General features: G+C 50.1%; 13 protein-coding genes and 1 other RNA gene. 7 read left to right on the top strand and 7 right to left on the bottom strand.

All coding sequences use genetic code 11. The features are described 5' to 3' along the window. Positions 1-99: 99 nt before the first annotated feature. The 5 genes from ACJJIM_RS03410 to ACJJIM_RS03390 form a co-directional block, all read right to left on the bottom strand. Positions 100-495: a cupin domain-containing protein gene (locus tag ACJJIM_RS03410; protein WP_444912365.1), complete on the bottom strand. Its 396-nt coding sequence runs from the start codon at positions 493-495 to the stop codon at positions 100-102. A 272-nt stretch (positions 496-767) separates the two neighbouring features. Further along, positions 768-2,585, bottom strand: coding sequence for a DUF885 domain-containing protein (locus ACJJIM_RS03405; RefSeq protein ID WP_444912364.1), 1,818 nt, complete (start codon positions 2,583-2,585; stop codon positions 768-770). 127 nt (positions 2,586-2,712) lie between these two features. Further along, a complete protein-coding gene (locus tag ACJJIM_RS03400; protein WP_413664792.1) occupies positions 2,713-3,645 on the bottom strand; it encodes a universal stress protein in 933 nt (310 codons plus the stop codon). Between the two features lie 273 nt (positions 3,646-3,918). Next, entirely contained in the window at positions 3,919-4,632 is a 714-nt protein-coding gene (gene hda, locus ACJJIM_RS03395) for a DnaA regulatory inactivator Hda (protein WP_282931683.1), read from the bottom strand. 1 nt (position 4,633) lies between these two features. Then, positions 4,634-5,731: a DUF2066 domain-containing protein gene (locus ACJJIM_RS03390; protein WP_282931682.1), complete on the bottom strand. Its 1,098-nt coding sequence runs from the start codon at positions 5,729-5,731 to the stop codon at positions 4,634-4,636. A gap of 277 nt (positions 5,732-6,008) precedes the next feature. Here ACJJIM_RS03390 and purM point away from each other — a divergent pair, with 277 nt between their 5' ends. The 6 genes from purM (at position 6,009) to ACJJIM_RS03360 (ending at position 12,766) form a co-directional block, all read left to right on the top strand. Next, entirely contained in the window at positions 6,009-7,070 is a 1,062-nt protein-coding gene (gene purM, locus ACJJIM_RS03385) for a phosphoribosylformylglycinamidine cyclo-ligase (protein WP_282931681.1), read from the top strand. After that, positions 7,070-7,714 (top strand): phosphoribosylglycinamide formyltransferase, encoded by a 645-nt coding sequence (gene purN / locus ACJJIM_RS03380; RefSeq protein WP_413664791.1) that lies wholly within the window; start codon positions 7,070-7,072, stop codon positions 7,712-7,714. The genes purM and purN overlap by 1 nt, the downstream gene beginning before the upstream one ends. A 101-nt stretch (positions 7,715-7,815) precedes the next feature. Then, positions 7,816-8,520 carry a DUF3108 domain-containing protein gene (locus tag ACJJIM_RS03375; protein ID WP_444912363.1) on the top strand — a complete coding sequence of 235 codons (705 nt, stop codon included), beginning with the start codon at positions 7,816-7,818 and terminating at the stop codon, positions 8,518-8,520. 244 nt (positions 8,521-8,764) lie between these two features. Next, positions 8,765-10,168: an OmpP1/FadL family transporter gene (locus ACJJIM_RS03370; RefSeq protein ID WP_444912362.1), complete on the top strand. Its 1,404-nt coding sequence runs from the start codon at positions 8,765-8,767 to the stop codon at positions 10,166-10,168. 505 nt (positions 10,169-10,673) lie between these two features. Next, the gene (locus ACJJIM_RS03365) at positions 10,674-11,447 is read left to right on the top strand and encodes a type IV pili methyl-accepting chemotaxis transducer N-terminal domain-containing protein (protein WP_413664788.1); all 774 of its coding nucleotides are present in this window, start codon (positions 10,674-10,676) and stop codon (positions 11,445-11,447) included. Positions 11,448-11,449: 2 nt separating this feature from the next. After that, positions 11,450-12,766 carry a YlbE family protein gene (locus ACJJIM_RS03360; protein WP_413664787.1) on the top strand — a complete coding sequence of 439 codons (1,317 nt, stop codon included), beginning with the start codon at positions 11,450-11,452 and terminating at the stop codon, positions 12,764-12,766. A gap of 110 nt (positions 12,767-12,876) precedes the next feature. Here the strand turns inward: ACJJIM_RS03360 and ACJJIM_RS03355 are convergent, their stop codons facing one another. Beyond that, positions 12,877-14,736, bottom strand: coding sequence for a M2 family metallopeptidase (locus ACJJIM_RS03355; RefSeq protein WP_444912361.1), 1,860 nt, complete (start codon positions 14,734-14,736; stop codon positions 12,877-12,879). A gap of 251 nt (positions 14,737-14,987) precedes the next feature. Then, positions 14,988-15,085, bottom strand: an RNA gene (gene ffs, locus ACJJIM_RS03350) — signal recognition particle sRNA small type. A 134-nt stretch (positions 15,086-15,219) separates the two neighbouring features. Between ffs and ACJJIM_RS03345 the strand changes: the two genes are divergently transcribed. Beyond that, complete coding sequence (locus ACJJIM_RS03345) at positions 15,220-16,080, top strand: 6-carboxytetrahydropterin synthase (RefSeq protein ID WP_444912360.1); 861 nt, start codon at positions 15,220-15,222, stop codon at positions 16,078-16,080. Positions 16,081-16,089: the final 9 nt, after the last annotated feature.

The following is a 16,089-nucleotide window of genomic DNA, read 5'->3' as shown; positions in this document are numbered from 1 at the left end:
TGCATTTTTAGAACCCTATAGCTCAAGGTTGAAAGCCCCAGCTAACAGCACGCACTCTTGTACTGCAAACCGCTGCAGCATGTAGAATGATCCTATTTCTTAAGTATCGCATGGCTTAGTGATACTGTGCTCAGTTGGCTGCGGGGTGATAGTCATAACTTTTACTTCGCCAGGTGTTTCAAATCGGTGCCAGATACCTTTTGGTATAACCAATATTTGCCCGGCTGATAATTCGTTCCGCTTCTCATCACCGTTAACGAGAAGAATTAGAGCTGTTTCCCCACCTATAACTTGAACAAACTCATCTCCATTGGTGTGTCTTTCCCACTCGCTATTCCCTGAATAGTGGGCTACGTATATTCCACCATCCCTATACTCGGACAATAAGGCAAATGCATCTTTAGCTTCCTCATCCGTTGTTTCGGGAGTTCTTCCTTTTAGAAATTTAACTCTAGAAAACCCATCATCTATCGTAATAGCTTTTGACTTCGGCACTTACCAACCCCTTACAAGTACTACTCTTACTACTGGGGTGGAAGGAAAGAATACACCGCACTCGAGACACGCTGTGAATACATCCCTGTAAGCTCCTAATCGGCATCCATGCCTCATAGGGTCCCAAGCGCGGTGTATTCTTCCCTTCTCCCTTTTTAGTTACTAAAACCACATAATCCGAGCACCTTCACCCTTTCTAGCGGTAAAGATGCTCAAACTTTTAAGTTACTCTTTTGACGATCCTATAGCCGAATACTCTGCAAAAGTGAACCCTAACTCTTGTTGGTTGCTATCCACTGATCTACCTGCTGCTCCAACACTGCCAATGGCAAAGCGCCATTGGTGAGAACTACATTGTGGAACTGGCGGATATCAAACTGGCTACCAAGCGCTTCTTTAGCGCGTTCACGCAACTCAAGAATCTTCAGCATACCGGTTTTGTAGGCCAGTGCCTGACCGGGCCAAACCATATATCGCTCGATCTCGGTGGTGACTTCGGACTCAGTCATACCGGTCTTTTCCAGCATATACTCAATCGCTTGCTCGCGACTCCAGCGCTTATAGTGCATTCCAGTATCCACGACCAACCGCACAGCCCGGAACATTTCCGCCTGCAACCGACCTAAATCATCATAGGGGTTTTCCTGGAAACCGGCTTCTTTAGCAAGCTTCTCGGAGTACAGTGCCCACCCTTCCGAGTAAGCATTAAACAACCCCATTTTACGGAAAGTCGGCACACCTTTTAGCTCTTGTGCAATTGCCAACTGGAAGTGATGCCCAGGTACCGCTTCATGGTAAGCCAAGGTACGCATTCCAAACTTTTTGGTTTCATGAACATCCCGCAAGTTTGCATAAAATACCCCGGGGCGAGACCCGTCCATTGCTGGAGGGTTGTAGTAGGCTCCCGCCGAACCTTGCTCTTTAAACTCTGGGACTCGGCGCACCTCAACACCCATTTTGGGTTTTAAATCAAAATAGTCACCCAGGCCTGCATCAATTTCATCAATCATTACCTGGTAATCGGCAATAATTTTCTCCCGCCCTAAATCTGAATCCTCATAAAGAAACTGGGGATCATTATTCAGTGCAGAGAAACGTTCGCTAATAGTGCCACTGGTTCTACCAACGGATGAAAAAATTTCATTCATTTCCGTTTCAATTCTTGCAACCTCTACCAACCCAATACGATGGAGTTTCTCCGGTGCAATATCTGTACTGGTAAAGTTGCGTACTTGATAGGCATAGTAGGCATCCCCATCCGGCAATGCCCAAACACCATTGTTCTCTCCAACTTTTAACCGGAGAGTACTGAAATAATCGATTAGCCCTTGATACGCGGCGTAAACTTCTGTACCAATCAGCAACTCAGCTTGGCTGAGAATACGTTCCCGCTCCTGTTTATCCAGCTTTTCAATTTTGTTAAGTCGCTCCAGTAATGAGGTATAAAGTATATTTTCTTTTACCGGCGCGGCGATAAAACCCTGCATTTCCTCTAAAACACTATCGACAACAAAGCGCGGGGGCAGGATATCTTTCTCTTCCCTTATCTTCAGACCATCCAGCAATTGATCAAACTTACGTCCGACCTCTCCCAGACGAGACAAGTAATAATCAGCTTCTTTTACATTGTTGATCTGATGTACTTCAGCGAGAAACTCCGGCAACCTATTCTGCTCACCCGACATTTGGTTAAGCGGGTAATCATGGTGCCTCCAGCGTTCAACTTCCGCCTTTATACTGAGAAGATGCTCTAACACATCATAGGAAATGGCCTGCTGCCCTTCCAAACTTTCGCGATCATAGCTGCGCAATACCGCCAGCTCGCTCTTCATCATTTCAATAACACGCAACTGCTCTTCTTCAGACAAATCATCGAGATGCGCATTGTGTCCATCAATTCCAAATTGTTCCAAAATTCTAATTTGTGAAAGAATTTCCGGACTGCTACTGCCGATTTTTATAAAGACACGTTCAAAAAATACATCTATAGACCAAGGCTTGAAATAAACTGCATTAATAGCAAAAGCAGAAACTGCCAAAACCCCCACAAAAAATAAGCCGCCAAACCATTTGGCAATAGTCTTAATCATTATATTTCTCCCGAATTCTTAGCTGTAATTTTGTCCCGGTATCAGGATCACCTCAACTCCCGCAGCAGAGAATTCCGATAGAGCGATCAGCGCAGGGGCCAAGCTGAATTAGACCCATAATTCACAACTATTTTATCGGCGATACAAAGTCACTGGGCTTCAGAGCCAGCAGGGAGCAACTGACCTTCTGCAATATATTCTCTGCAGTATTCCCCATAATGAAACCGGGAATACCCGCCCGTCCAACAGTGCCCATAACCAGCAAGTCGAGACCTTCTTCATCAATCAGCAATGGAATAAAGTTATCTGGATGGGCAACCACATGGTGAATACGTATTTCCCCCTCAATTCCGGATGCACGTATCAATACATCGAGCTTTGATCGGTGTTGGGCCCGCGCTGATTCAGTGGCCTCATCCAACTCTTCCTCAGAAGCGCTCAAGGGAAAATGGCGCCGCAAGTATTCATCGATATCGAAGTCCCAACAGGAAATAACGTTCAACACCCCACTGCAACTGTCAGCGAGTACTCGCGACCAACGCAGCAACCGGATCGCCAAGTCATAAGTGCTGCCATCCTCGCATTCAGGGTCGAGAGCTACAGCCACCTGAATCTTGTTGCGATGTTCCTTGATTGGGCGGCACAGCCATACCGGGCAGGGACACTTTCGCAGCAGATCCATATCCATTGCCTTGAAGCCCTTGAGCTGGCTGCGACCCTCAACATTCTTGATCACCAGGTCATAGCCCTCAGCCAATACCCGGCGGATCACCCGCTCGGCAGGTCGGGCACCACAATCTGACTCAATCTCCAAATTGGTCCTTTCCGCCGATAACTCCATATGTACGCGGGCCGACTCAATTTCACTCCTGACCCTATCAAGCATTGTCCTCACACAGAGCCGACTAAACTCCTCAAACCCCTCCGGCACCTTCGGACAGACCAGTAAAACCTTAATCTCCGCCTGATGATTGCGCGCCACTGCAAAAGCCTGCATGAGTCCGCTGCTTTCATCCTCAGCAGCATGGCTGACATACAGGATTTTATGAATGTTTGGCATAACGCTGCCCTCAACCAGAGATATTTGGGAGCAAACAGGGGCAAGACTCACCATAAACCCACTCGCTGCCTCAAATTGGTATCGTGAGTAGAGCAGATTTCACACGGAAATACACAGGTGAAGGAGATGGCGCAGGAGCAGATAGGGAAGGTGAAGTGAGTAAACACAAACCATATTAGACGGAAAAAGCGTCAAGTGTCGCTATAACACGAGACAGAGGAGCCCAAATGAGCTCAGGAGCTAAAGCAGGTCGGCCAGAGTCCAATGCTGGGGTCAGATATCCAAAACCTGCTTAACAAAAGGAATGGTGATTTTACGCTTAGCCATAAGTGAAGCCCGGTCCAGCTCCTCCAGACACAGAAAGAGTGCTCGAGTATCCCTCGGGGCGCGGTGCAATATGTACTGGGCCACATCTTCCGGCAGGTCAAAACCGCGCAGACGGCTGCGACGGCGCAGGGCGGCAACTTTATCGCTGTCATTCAGGGTTTTGAGCTGGAACACCAGGGACCAGTGCAGGCGTGACTGCAGATCAGCCAGGGCAATATCCATACCTCGGGGTGACTTGCGAGCCCCCATTAATAACTGCCGGCCGCCATCCTTAACTCGGTTATAGAGGTGGAAAATAGCAGTCTGCCACTCGGGCTGCCCCTCCAACAAATGAACGTCATCTATACAGACAAGGTCCAGTCGTTCGAGTCCGTCGAGAATAACAGCCGGGTCCATGTTCATTAGGTCTGCGAGAGGGAGATAATGGAAAGAGCGACCATTGGCCTCTGCGCACTGACAAGCAGACTGAAGCAAGTGGCTAATGCCACTACCCGCCTCACCCCAAATGTAAATTACAGACTCGGGATTCTCGCCACTGGCAAAAGACTGCAGCAGGGCAACTACCTGTCGATTTGGATCTGAATCCGACAGGTAGAAGTTATCAAAAGTGGCGTCATCCCGCAGGGATACCCCCAGCGGCAATTGTTGCGGAATACTCATCTCAATCCCAGTGATAGCGCAACGGATTCTCAGCGCTGCCCAAGGGTGAACGGTATCCATTCAGGTTAATGGCGTCTCCGTCCGCTTGTGCTCGCAATTTATGGTTTAGAGCCAGGGTATCACGCAAATTGCTCAACCCTGCCGAAGTGACCAGTGCCAGGCGCATTCGGTCCCCTTCAACAGAGAGCAGGTTAGCACTGCTGACCTGTGCCAACCCCTGTAGGTAACCAGATGCCTTGGCATAATCAGCAAAACTGTCGATACCAGATAACTCAACAATCACCGCGCCCAACTGATTGTCCTGGCCATTCGGGGACACCGCATAGCGCTGCGCAAGAATATTGGCCAGCTGGTTAACGCCGCGCAGAGCGACCTCTTCCAGCGAACCTCCGGCGGTATCGAAGGCATAGCTGCGACCGCCGTGAATTAGCAACCAATCTGCCTGCCAGCGATGGCCTGAAGCTTGAAGCACCCGGCCCATCAAAGTGGCATCGGGGCTATAGCGAAAACCCGCCTTCTCAGCTGCTTGCTCATCCTGGGCCCAGAGAGCTCCCAAAGGCATATTGCGCTGGTCATTGAGATCCATTACCGGGAAATCCAGGGGGACACCGCGCTCGATAGCCATTGCCTCAAGTACAGAGAAGAGCTCCGGGGTCGCTTCTTCACTCAGAGCACTGCGGCCCTCTTGCAGGGTATCTACTGCAAGCCACACCAAAGTGCCGGGGCGATTGTTAGGCCACATGGGCAAGTTCATTTGATTAACTTGCCGGGAGATCGCTTGGGGATCAAAGGAAAGGTGCAAGTAGAGCTGATTGTCCTCACGGGTATAGCGATACCCTTGAACAAACTGCTGTGCATTTTTTAATATCGGCTGCACATTTGGGTTACTACCGACAGCGGCATCTCCCGTAACACGTACGAACACCCGTTCCAGGCCGCGACTTCCGGCTGCTGCACGATCCGTGGCTCCGCGACTCGACACAGCCTCGACAACTTCGTACAAATCCGAGATGACTCGAGCTTGGACCGGTAGGGCTAGAACACTGATGATCAGAGCCAGCAACTGCAACACCAATCCCTGCCGGAGCAGCTTGTGCATAGGACTTCTCTCCAAACCTCTTATTTTCCGCCCCTGAGCTTGCAGAAATTATTATCGATGTGCAAGACGCCAGATTTTAGGGCGGACTAAAAATTGCGGCTATTGTATCAGCGTCAGACGTTTCTCTCAGCCCCGAGTTCTCACTATCGGAGTGATTTCACAGTTCAAATGGTGAGAAAATGCCGAAATCCCCCTTCGAGATGCCGTCTGGGCGTGGCTCCCGAGGCAAGACCCAGATAGAATACGCGCCCTTCGAATACCCACCGCAGGAAGAATCATGAGCGATTCCAAGCCGCAATCTACGCAAACATCCCTCTCTTATAAAGATGCCGGTGTCGATATCGACGCAGGTAATGCACTGGTAGAGCGCATCAAAAATGTCGCCAAACGCACATCCCGCCCCGAGGTAATGGGCGGACTGGGCGGATTCGGCGCCCTGTGTGAACTTCCAAGCGGCTATAAAGAGCCGGTTTTGGTTTCCGGCACCGACGGTGTAGGTACCAAGTTACGCCTGGCAATGGACTTGGGCATTCACGACAGCATCGGTATCGATCTTGTCGCCATGTGTGTGAATGACCTGATCGTAGCAGGAGCTGAACCCCTCTTCTTCCTCGACTATTACGCAACCGGCAAACTCAATGTCGATATTGCTGCAGAAGTAGTTACCGGCATTGGCAAAGGCTGTGAGCTGTCAGGCTGCGCACTGGTCGGCGGCGAGACCGCCGAAATGCCCGGCATGTACGAAGGCGACGATTATGACCTGGCAGGCTTCTGCACCGGTGTCGTAGAAAAATCTGAAATCATCGACGGCAGCAAAGTTAAAGCTGGCGACGTATTGATCGGCTTGGCCTCCAGTGGCCCCCACTCCAATGGCTACTCCCTGATCCGCAAGGTTCTCGAAGTCAGCGGTGCCGATCTCCAGCAGGACATCGGCGGTGAAACCCTGGCCAAGGCGCTGATGGCCCCGACCCGTATCTACGTTAAAAACCTGCTGCAATTAATGAAGACCTTCCAGGTGAATGCGCTAAGCCATATCACTGGCGGCGGCTTACTGGAAAACCTGCCCCGCGTACTGCCCGAAGGCTGCAGCGCGCGTATTGATGTCACCAGCTGGGAAATGCCTCCTGTATTTAATTGGCTGCGAGATGCAGGCAATATCGATAGCCGCGAAATGTACCGCACGTTTAACTGCGGTGTTGGCATGGTTATTTGCGTGCCTGCAGAGCAATCCGAGTCGGCACTATCCGCTCTCAAGCAAATGGGCGAAGACGCCTTTGTCGTTGGCACTATCGAAGATGCCAAAGAAGGGGCGGAAGCAGTAGAGCTGGCGGGGCTGTAATGTCTTGTAGAGTTGCCGTATTAATCTCCGGTAGTGGCAGCAACCTGCAGGCTCTGCTGGATGCCGCCGCACAAGAGGACGCGCCTTTTTCCGTGACTGCAGTTGTCAGCAATAAGGCAGATGCCTATGGTCTGACTCGCGCAGAACAGGCAGGCGTTCCCACCTCTGTGGTGAATCACCGGGATTTCTCCAGCAGAGAAACCTTCGATCACGCCTTGATCGAAGAGATCGACAAGTGCAAACCAGATTTGGTTGTACTGGCTGGGTTTATGCGTATTTTGACGCCCGACTTTGTGCGCCACTACAACGGCCGCCTGATCAACATTCACCCCTCCTTACTGCCGAAGTACCAGGGCCTGCATACCCATAAGCGGGCACTGGAAGCCGGAGACAAAGAACACGGCGTAACCGTGCATTTTGTCACCGAGGAACTCGACGGCGGGCCACCTATCGTCCAGGCCATTGTTCCTATTAAGGAGGGAGACACTCCTGAGCTACTGGCAAAGCGAGTGCAGGTTCAAGAGCACATCATTTACCCCATGGCGGTTACCTGGTTTGCCCAGCAGCGCCTGCAAATGGCGGATGATCGAGTTCAGCTGGATGGCGAATTACTACCTCACCACGGGGTTCAGGTTTCCGCATAAAACCAGCCCTTGATAGCTGGCGGGGTAAAAGTCCTTCAATGTACTTTGCGCGCCTCGCCAGCTAGTATTCAAAAGGGTTCAGTTTTTTGTGGGATATCACAGTGCGCCTTTTTGCTACCTCTCTGTTTCTTTTTTTAATTACCGGCCAGGCAATTGCTGCTGAGCTGGAACCTTTCAAAGCCACCTACGCCGCCCGATTTAATGGGATCAGCATTACCGCTACTCGGGAATTGTCCGGACAGGACGGCAACTGGCGCCTGGACTTCGATAGCAGCGCCCTTTTTGCCAGCATTAAAGAGTACTCTCGCTTTACCAGCCAGGATGGCCATATCACCCCCCAACATTACGAATATCGCCGCAAAGGCCTTGGTCGAAATCGCGCCACGGTACTTAATTTCGAACCGTCAAAAGGTATGATCTTTAACGTCCATAATCCGGAGCGGGATCTCAAAGACGCCCCACCCAATACTCTTGACAAGGTGAGCTATCAAATCCAACTGGCACTCGATGTCGCCGCAGGAAAAACAGACCTTCAATACAAAGTTGCCGACGGCAAAAAAATTCGCGATTACAAATTCAGTCAAGTTGGCACTGAAACCCTAAAAACACCTCTGGGTCCGGTGGAGACAATTAAAGTCGCTCGAGTGAGAGATAAAGACTCTGGAAGAGAGACAACTGTCTGGATCGCACCGCAATGGAACTACGCTTTGGTGAAACTTATCCAAAGAGAAGAAAATGGCAAAAGATATCAAATCAACCTGACAAATTTATCCATCAACGGCGAAAAAGTCGCTGCCAGCCAATAAATGGCCACATTTTCGACTGATGAAAAAAAATCCGTCGACTTGGATAGATTTTTGTCCCCATTGTCTTTATAAAGTCACTCCTCTCCCTCACTAGGGCAATGACGTATTGCTAGACTTTTTAGTAAGGGATTTGCTACGGAAGTGGAAGGTACTTATATAAGTCTAAAGGCCTTCCTGCCATGGCAGAGTTTATTCCAACCTGTTTATGGCTTTCAGTAATCAGCAGACTTAGAGATGGGTTCTCATGAATAAAAAATACCTGCGACACGCAGTTCTGGCCGCAGCTATCAGCTCCGTTTCCCAAGGCGCTATGGCTGCAGGTTTCTACTTGCAGGAAACCAGTGCAACAGGCCTTGGCCGCGCATTTGCTGCCGAAAACACTATCGGCGACAACGCTGCGATTCTGGCGCGCAACCCAGCCGGTTCAGCACTATTCAATACTTACACCATTTCTCTTGGTGCGACTTACGTTGACCCCGAAATCGATGTTGATGGTGATGTCACCTACTATGTCGGCAGTGAGGAAACTGGCTACCTGGGATTCGAAACTCCCGCGAGCGCCAAAGACTACGCCACCAGCGCAGTAATCCCCAACGGCTACCTGGCCGCCCCCATCAATGATGAGTGGTCCTGGGGCCTGGCCATGTACACCGACTTTGGCCTGGAAACAGATTTCCCGGATAACTTCCCCGCAACTACGATCGCTAACAAAACCTCTCTGCTGACTGTAAACATCCAGCCATCTGTTGCTTACGATTTTAACGATCAATTCAGCATTGGCCTGGCAGCGAATATTTTCTACGTTGATGCAGAACTGAACACCACCTTCCCCGATGACTTCCTGATCGGTGACGTTGTAGCACCCGCCTTTGGATTTAACCCCTCCGGCGCCACCGTGTTGGACGTAAAAGGGGATGCCTGGGACCTGAGCTGGACCATCGGCGGCCTGTGGCGCATCAGCGACAACACTCGCGCAGGTATTTCTTACCACGCTAAGTACGACCCCAAAATTAAGGGTGAAGTAAGCTCCGACATCGCTCCGAGCCCGCTGGATCCATTTGACGATACTTCCGGCAACCTGACCCTGAACCTGCCTGACACCCTGGAGCTGGGCTTCTACCACCGCTTCAACAATAACTGGGGTGTGGCAGTAGGCTACATGTGGACCAACTGGGACCGTTTCGAGCGCCTCGAAGCCTTTATCCCCTCCGCTGGTGAAGACTACAACCCGCTTCTGCTGAAAGAAGAAAACTTCCAGAGCGGTTCTCGCTTCAGCATCGGTGGTGAATACTACCGCAATGACGAGTGGACCTTCCGCTTTGGTTACGCTTACGACCAAGGTGCTGCCCGCGACGGTTTGAACCGCCATGAAACCGAAGAGCTTTCAGAGCTGGTAAACGAAGACCTTCCGATTACCTGGCGTACCCTGTCTATTCCCGACACTGATCGCCAGTGGCTGACTGTTGGCGGCACCTACTCACTAACTGACAAACTCACTGTTGATGGCGCTTTCGCCTACATCTGGGGTGATGACGAAGTTATCCAGGAAGCTAACAATATTAACGACTCCCTGATTACCTACTTCGATGGTGGCACCACCAAAACCGAAGCTTACCTGTTCAGCTTGGCTCTGAATTACCAGTTCTAAGTCACCTTAGATCTGATGAAAAGAAGGCTCTACCCCTGGTAGGGCCTTTTTTATTCCCAGCTATTATCCTCCTCACCTAAGCCTCCATTAACCCCACAACAATCCACTCCCCAGAAAACTCTCCCCGCCCCCAATCCAAATACCACCAAATCGTTAACATCGAAAAAAAGGGTTAGATATCTCCATCCTTAAATTTGATATAAGGAACGTCAAATCCTAAAACCAGATGAGTTTGCAAAATCATATATCTTAACAACGCATTTAAATTATTTATTTTTGCTCATTTAATGGAATCTGGAGCTTATTTGTTTAACTTATCAATATTGTTCAAAATCGCCTTATTCAGAAAGTAGGCCCCATAAGCTCACACCACTATTACTCAAGGATCTCTGAATAACCCCGTAATACCTCTGCGACCTCTCATTAACTGAGAGGGATCACGCATGCATTGCAAACATCAAACCCACTTAAATTGTGAAGTAAGTCAAACTACAAGAGTAAAATCATGAAGTTGTCAGCAGTATTTATCTTGTTAATTTTAAGCCTGGATGTCGCAGCCTTCTCTATGGGAGATGCCATCAATACGGCTGGTCGACAAAGAATGCTATCCCAACGCATCACCCAGACTTACATCTTGCGCGGCATTCAACCGGATGCAGAGCGCCACGAAAAAGTATTTACCCGATCAATTCATGAATTTAAAAAGAATCACGAGAAACTAAATAATTTTCATGGCGCAGAAAAGATCAGGGATCAACTTGTTAAAGTTGAAAGAGAATGGAAAGCGTTTGAGTCTGTCGCCTTACAACCCGTCAATAAACAAAGCGCCAGCGAATTATTTCAGCGCAGCAACTCCCTTCTTTCTGCTGCCCACACCTATGTAGTCCAACTCCAACAAGTCGCCAATCACAACAGCGCCGAACTCATTAATATCGCCGGCCGCCAGCGTATGCTCTCCCAGAGAATCGCCAAGAACTACGCTGCTAAACTTTGGGAAGTATCCTTGGATGATGCCGAAACCGGGTTGCAGGAAGATCTCTCCGAGTACTCCAACCGACTGAACCAACTATTGGAGAGCCCCCTCAATACACCAGAGATCAATGACAACCTGCGCAAGGCAAAAGATCACCTGAGTTATGCTAGCCGGGGGTTTGAGGGAGATATGAAAATATCTGAAAAGCGCCAGATTCAGGTAATCACCGGCACCACTGATCTGATGCTACGCAATATGAACATCGTTACTGAACAATATGCTGAGTTGTTAAATTCAGGGGAGTAGGAATGAGAACAGACATTGAATTCAGGCCCAGCACCGAAGAAATCCTCCATAAACTGGCAACCCCTGAGTTCCAAGCTCTCAATCAGCAAGCGAATGACGAATCCATTAAGCGCATGAAGCAGGCTGTCCCGATCTTGATCGGGATAGGTAAAGCTAGCGACAACATCCCCGGAATGCGGAAAAATTTAATTTTGCATGCCGGCCCTCCGATAACCTGGCAGCGGGCATCAGGCCCGTTAAAGGGCGCAATAATTGCCGGTCTAATTTATGAGGGGTTCGCTAAAGATAAAGCGGAAGCTGAACAGGTTATGGAGGAAGGCCAAGTTGATCTTGAGCCCTGCCATAACCACAGTGCCGTCGGGCCAATGGCAGGTATTATTACCTATTCAATGTCTGTGTATATTGTCGAAGATAAGCTATCTGGTAATCGCGCTTACTCCAATCTCAGTGATGATCGTGCCGATTACCGCGGCAGCTCTATCCGCTTTGGTGTCTACGATAAATCAGCAATCAATTACCTTCGCTGGATAGAGGACGAAATTGCTCCCGTATTAAATCAAGCAATTCTAGATGAAGGCGGGATTGATTTTATACCGATCATTGGCCGCAGCCTCCTTATGGGGGACGACTGCCATGTCATGACTAATGCCGCAACACTGATTTTCTCCAGAATTTTAATGCCGGGAGTTATTCGGGCTAGTAAAAAGCGAAAAGATATTGAAAAGATTGCGAACCAAATTTACAAGGATGAGACATTCCCGTTGAACCCAATCATGGCCACCTGCAAACTTGTTTCCGATGCAGGCAGCGGTATTCCTCACAGCAGTATTATCACAACCATGGCTCGCAATGGGACGGAATTTGGTATTCAAGTTTCAGGGCTGGACAAGGCCTGGTTTACCGGTTTGGCTGGGGTTGGCCATGGATTATTAATGCCGGGCATCACTCCTGCAGATGTCAATCGAGATATGGGAGACAGCGCCATCACAGAGACTATGGGTTTTGGCGGCACCCACAAAATATTCTCAGGAACATACCAAGATAACATCGACAACATACTGAAAATGTACGATATCTGTCACTCGGAAAGTGACTTTGTCGTTACTCCGGGCATCGAGGGGAGAGGCGCCCCTCTTGGATTCGACCTACTTAAAATTATCAGGACCGGTACAACACCAACAATTAATTCTGGCTTGGCCCACAAAAGCATGAACCGTTATCAAGTCGGTACCGGGTCTCTGCACCCCCCGCTGGAAGCATTTTTAAATGCTGCTGCCAGCTTTCTAAATTCTGAGGAAGAGCAACCCCCTGTCCACTAACAACTGAGCCTCACAACTAATAATATTCAAGAGTTCATAATTCACGTGAGCATAAAACAGAAAAAGGGGCTAAGCCCCTTTTTCTAATACCGACAAACTAAAAGCTCAGATTACCAACCGCACTGACGCCCTTGGTTCTGCTCTTCCAGGTACGCCATCAGCGGCTGGAAGTAATCGATAATGGCGGAAGCATCCAGGTCGCGCTGACCGGTGAGCGCTTCCATAGCATCCGGCCAGGGCTTGCTTGCACCCATTGCCAACATAGCGCGCAGCTTCTTACCAGCCTCATCATTCTGGTAGATGGAGCAGCGGTGCAGCGGTCCGGTTTCACCAGCGGCTTCACACAGCGCACGGTGGAATTGGAACTGCTGGATACGCGCCAGGAAGTAGCGAGCGTAAGGTGTATTACCGGGGATATGGTACTTGGCACCCGGATCAAAGTTCTCTTCGGAACGCTCTACCGGAGCGGCAATGCCCTGGTAATCTTCACGCAGTTTCCACCAGGCTTTGTTGTAGTCTTCCGGCTTCACCTCACCGTTGAATACCTGCCAGCGCCACTTATCAACGAGCAGACCAAATGGCAGGAAGGCAATCTTATCCAGCGCCTGCTGCATCAGGTAGCCGATATCTTTACTCTCATCCGGCACCTCATTCATCAAACCGATTTCCTTCAGGTACTTCGGCGTGATGGAAAGCGCGATGGTGTCGCCAACAGCTTCGTGGAAACCGTCGTTAGCGCCATTCTTATAGAGGAAAGGCTGATCTTTATAGATGCGCTGGTAGAAGTTGTGGCCCAATTCATGGTGGATGGTAACCAGGTCTTCACCCGTTTTATTGATACACATCTTGATGCGGAGATCGTCCTGCCCATCCATATTCCAGGCGCTGGCATGACAAACTACATCGCGATCGCGGGGCTGGGTGAACTGAGAGCGCTCCCAGAAAGTTTCCGGTAGAGGCTTAAAGCCCAGGGAGGTGAAGAACTTCTCCCCCACTTTAACCATGTCTTTTTCACTCATGCCGGAATCAACCACCAGCTGAGTCAGATCATAGGGCGCCTGCATATCGTCGTCTTTGACTATGTCATAGACGTTACCCCACTCCTGGGCCCACATATTACCCAGCAAGTGTGCAGGAATCTTACCCTGAGCCGGCACTACGTCATCGCCATAATGCTCATTCAACTTGGCGCGAACATGGCAGTGCAAAGCTTCGTACAACGGCTTCACTTTACCCCACTGGGTATCCATATCCTCAGCAAAGGCATCCGGGGCCATATCATATTTGGAGCGCCAGAAAACACTCAGGTTGTCATAACCCAGCTCTTTGGTACCCGCATTACCGATCTCCACCTGGCGCTCATACAGAGGCTTCATAGGAGGAGAAACTTTACGCCATCCAACCCACAGATCCTTGAGTAATTCAGGATCGCGATTGGTTGCCATCACCTGCCCCATCTCGGTCAGGGTGTAGCACTTTTCTTCACCGCCATCTTCGCGGCAGTATTTACCGGCACCGTACATGCCCTGCATTTTTGAGCCAATTTGCGCCAACTCAGAAGTTAGTGCCGGATCTTTCGGCGCCGGGAATACCAACCCCTGCTTCAACATGGTCAACTGGCGACGGGTATCCGGGTCCAGGTCCAGGTCGTTAAATTTGGCGGCCTCTGAAGCCAGCTCCACTGCCAGGGTGGTGTATCGCTCTGAAGCCAAAGCCTCTACATATTGGGAATCAATATTGATATAGGTAGAAGCAAGCCAAGCCGCATGACTTGCCTCTTGCCCCATTTTTTCCAAGCGAGCCTGGGCATCATTTAGGAAAGCTTGCGCATCTTTGGCTGTCAGCTGGGAATTATCAGCTGGGCTTTCCGCAGTCGCCTGGGCTACACCAACCGGTTTTACCGTTTGCTGCCCACTGTCACAGGCAGACAGTGCAACGGCAACCGCTATCGAGAGAGCAACTTTTTTCATTTTCTCCTCAAGAATCATTTTTAGATCTGCTTATAGTTGACGCCGTTTATAGCATAAGCCCCACACAATCAGCGACGGCAAGGCCGAAGATCGAGCCAGATCGACACAAAATCCCCTTTTATATCGTCTTTGCGGGAAAAAATTTGGTGAGGAAAAGAGTAAAAACCCAGGACACGGTCGAGCAAAACACTCTCAACGGGGATTTTTCAGGGGATGATTTTTGAAACGAAGAAGGGAGAGATTGGAGGCAGCCCAACCAGCAACACCCTCGGCACATGATACCACTGCTACCGTTGCTCCCTTCCGGGCCTGGCGGAGTTCACAGCTGCTCATTGCGAGGGGACCGGGAGGGCCGCCACAACGATCTTCGGTGCCAGTGCATCCGAAGAGGGCGCGATTATAGAGGCATAAACGAATAAGATCCAGCCCTATTAACAGGTTATAATAAACGACTACTATCTCACCCCCTGCAAAGAGTTACTCATGCACTTGTTTGTCGATAATTTAACCAACGTTGACTTCAGCTACCTCGACTCAAAACGAGGCATCGTAGGCGAGACCTGGCTGGCAAACGCAGCCCTCGATGGCGCCTTGGATGAACAGGGGATGGTTTGCGACTTTGGCATAGTGAAAAAGACCCTGAGGCATTGGCTGGATGATCAAGTCGACCACCGCCTCCTGGTACCTACCCGCTCACCCCAACTGACCCTGGAGCACAATAGAGACCAGGTTAACCTGACCTGGCTACTGGAAAACGGGGCTTCTATTAAAGTGTCAGGTCCAGAACAAGCTTTTGCCTTAGTGGACGCCGAGGTAATTACTCCTGAGAGCGTCGCCGTCTGGTGTGTCCAGCAGCTGGCCAGCCACTTTCCCGATAGCGTGGAGAAGCTCAAACTCAGCTTCCACTGTGAAGTCATTGAAGATGCCTTCTACCACTACAGCCATGGCCTGAAAAAACACCTTGGTAACTGCCAGCGTATCGCCCATGGGCACCGTTCACGTATTCAAATCATGACGGGTGGCCAACGCGATGCAGAGCTGGAAAAGTACTGGGCTGAACGCTGGGAAGATATCTACCTCGGCACTCGTGAGGATCTGGTTTCAACAACTGCCGATGATCGCGGTGAGGAAATGCATAACTTTGCTTACAGCGCACAACAGGGAAACTTCACCCTGTCCATCCCTGCCAAAGTTTGTGAAATTCTTGACTGTGATACCACGGTGGAGCAGTTGGCCCAATATATCGCCAACACCCTGGCGGCTAAAGAGCCTGGGAAAGCGATTACCGTAAGAGCCTACGAAGGTATTGGCAAAGGCGCGATTGCTTCAGCTCAAACCAGCTAGCCCAGCCCC

Source organism: Microbulbifer maximicatervae (SeqCode) (assembly GCF_052467615.1).
Note: the sequence above shows the minus strand (reverse complement) of the source record. Positions and strands in the feature narration are given on the sequence as shown.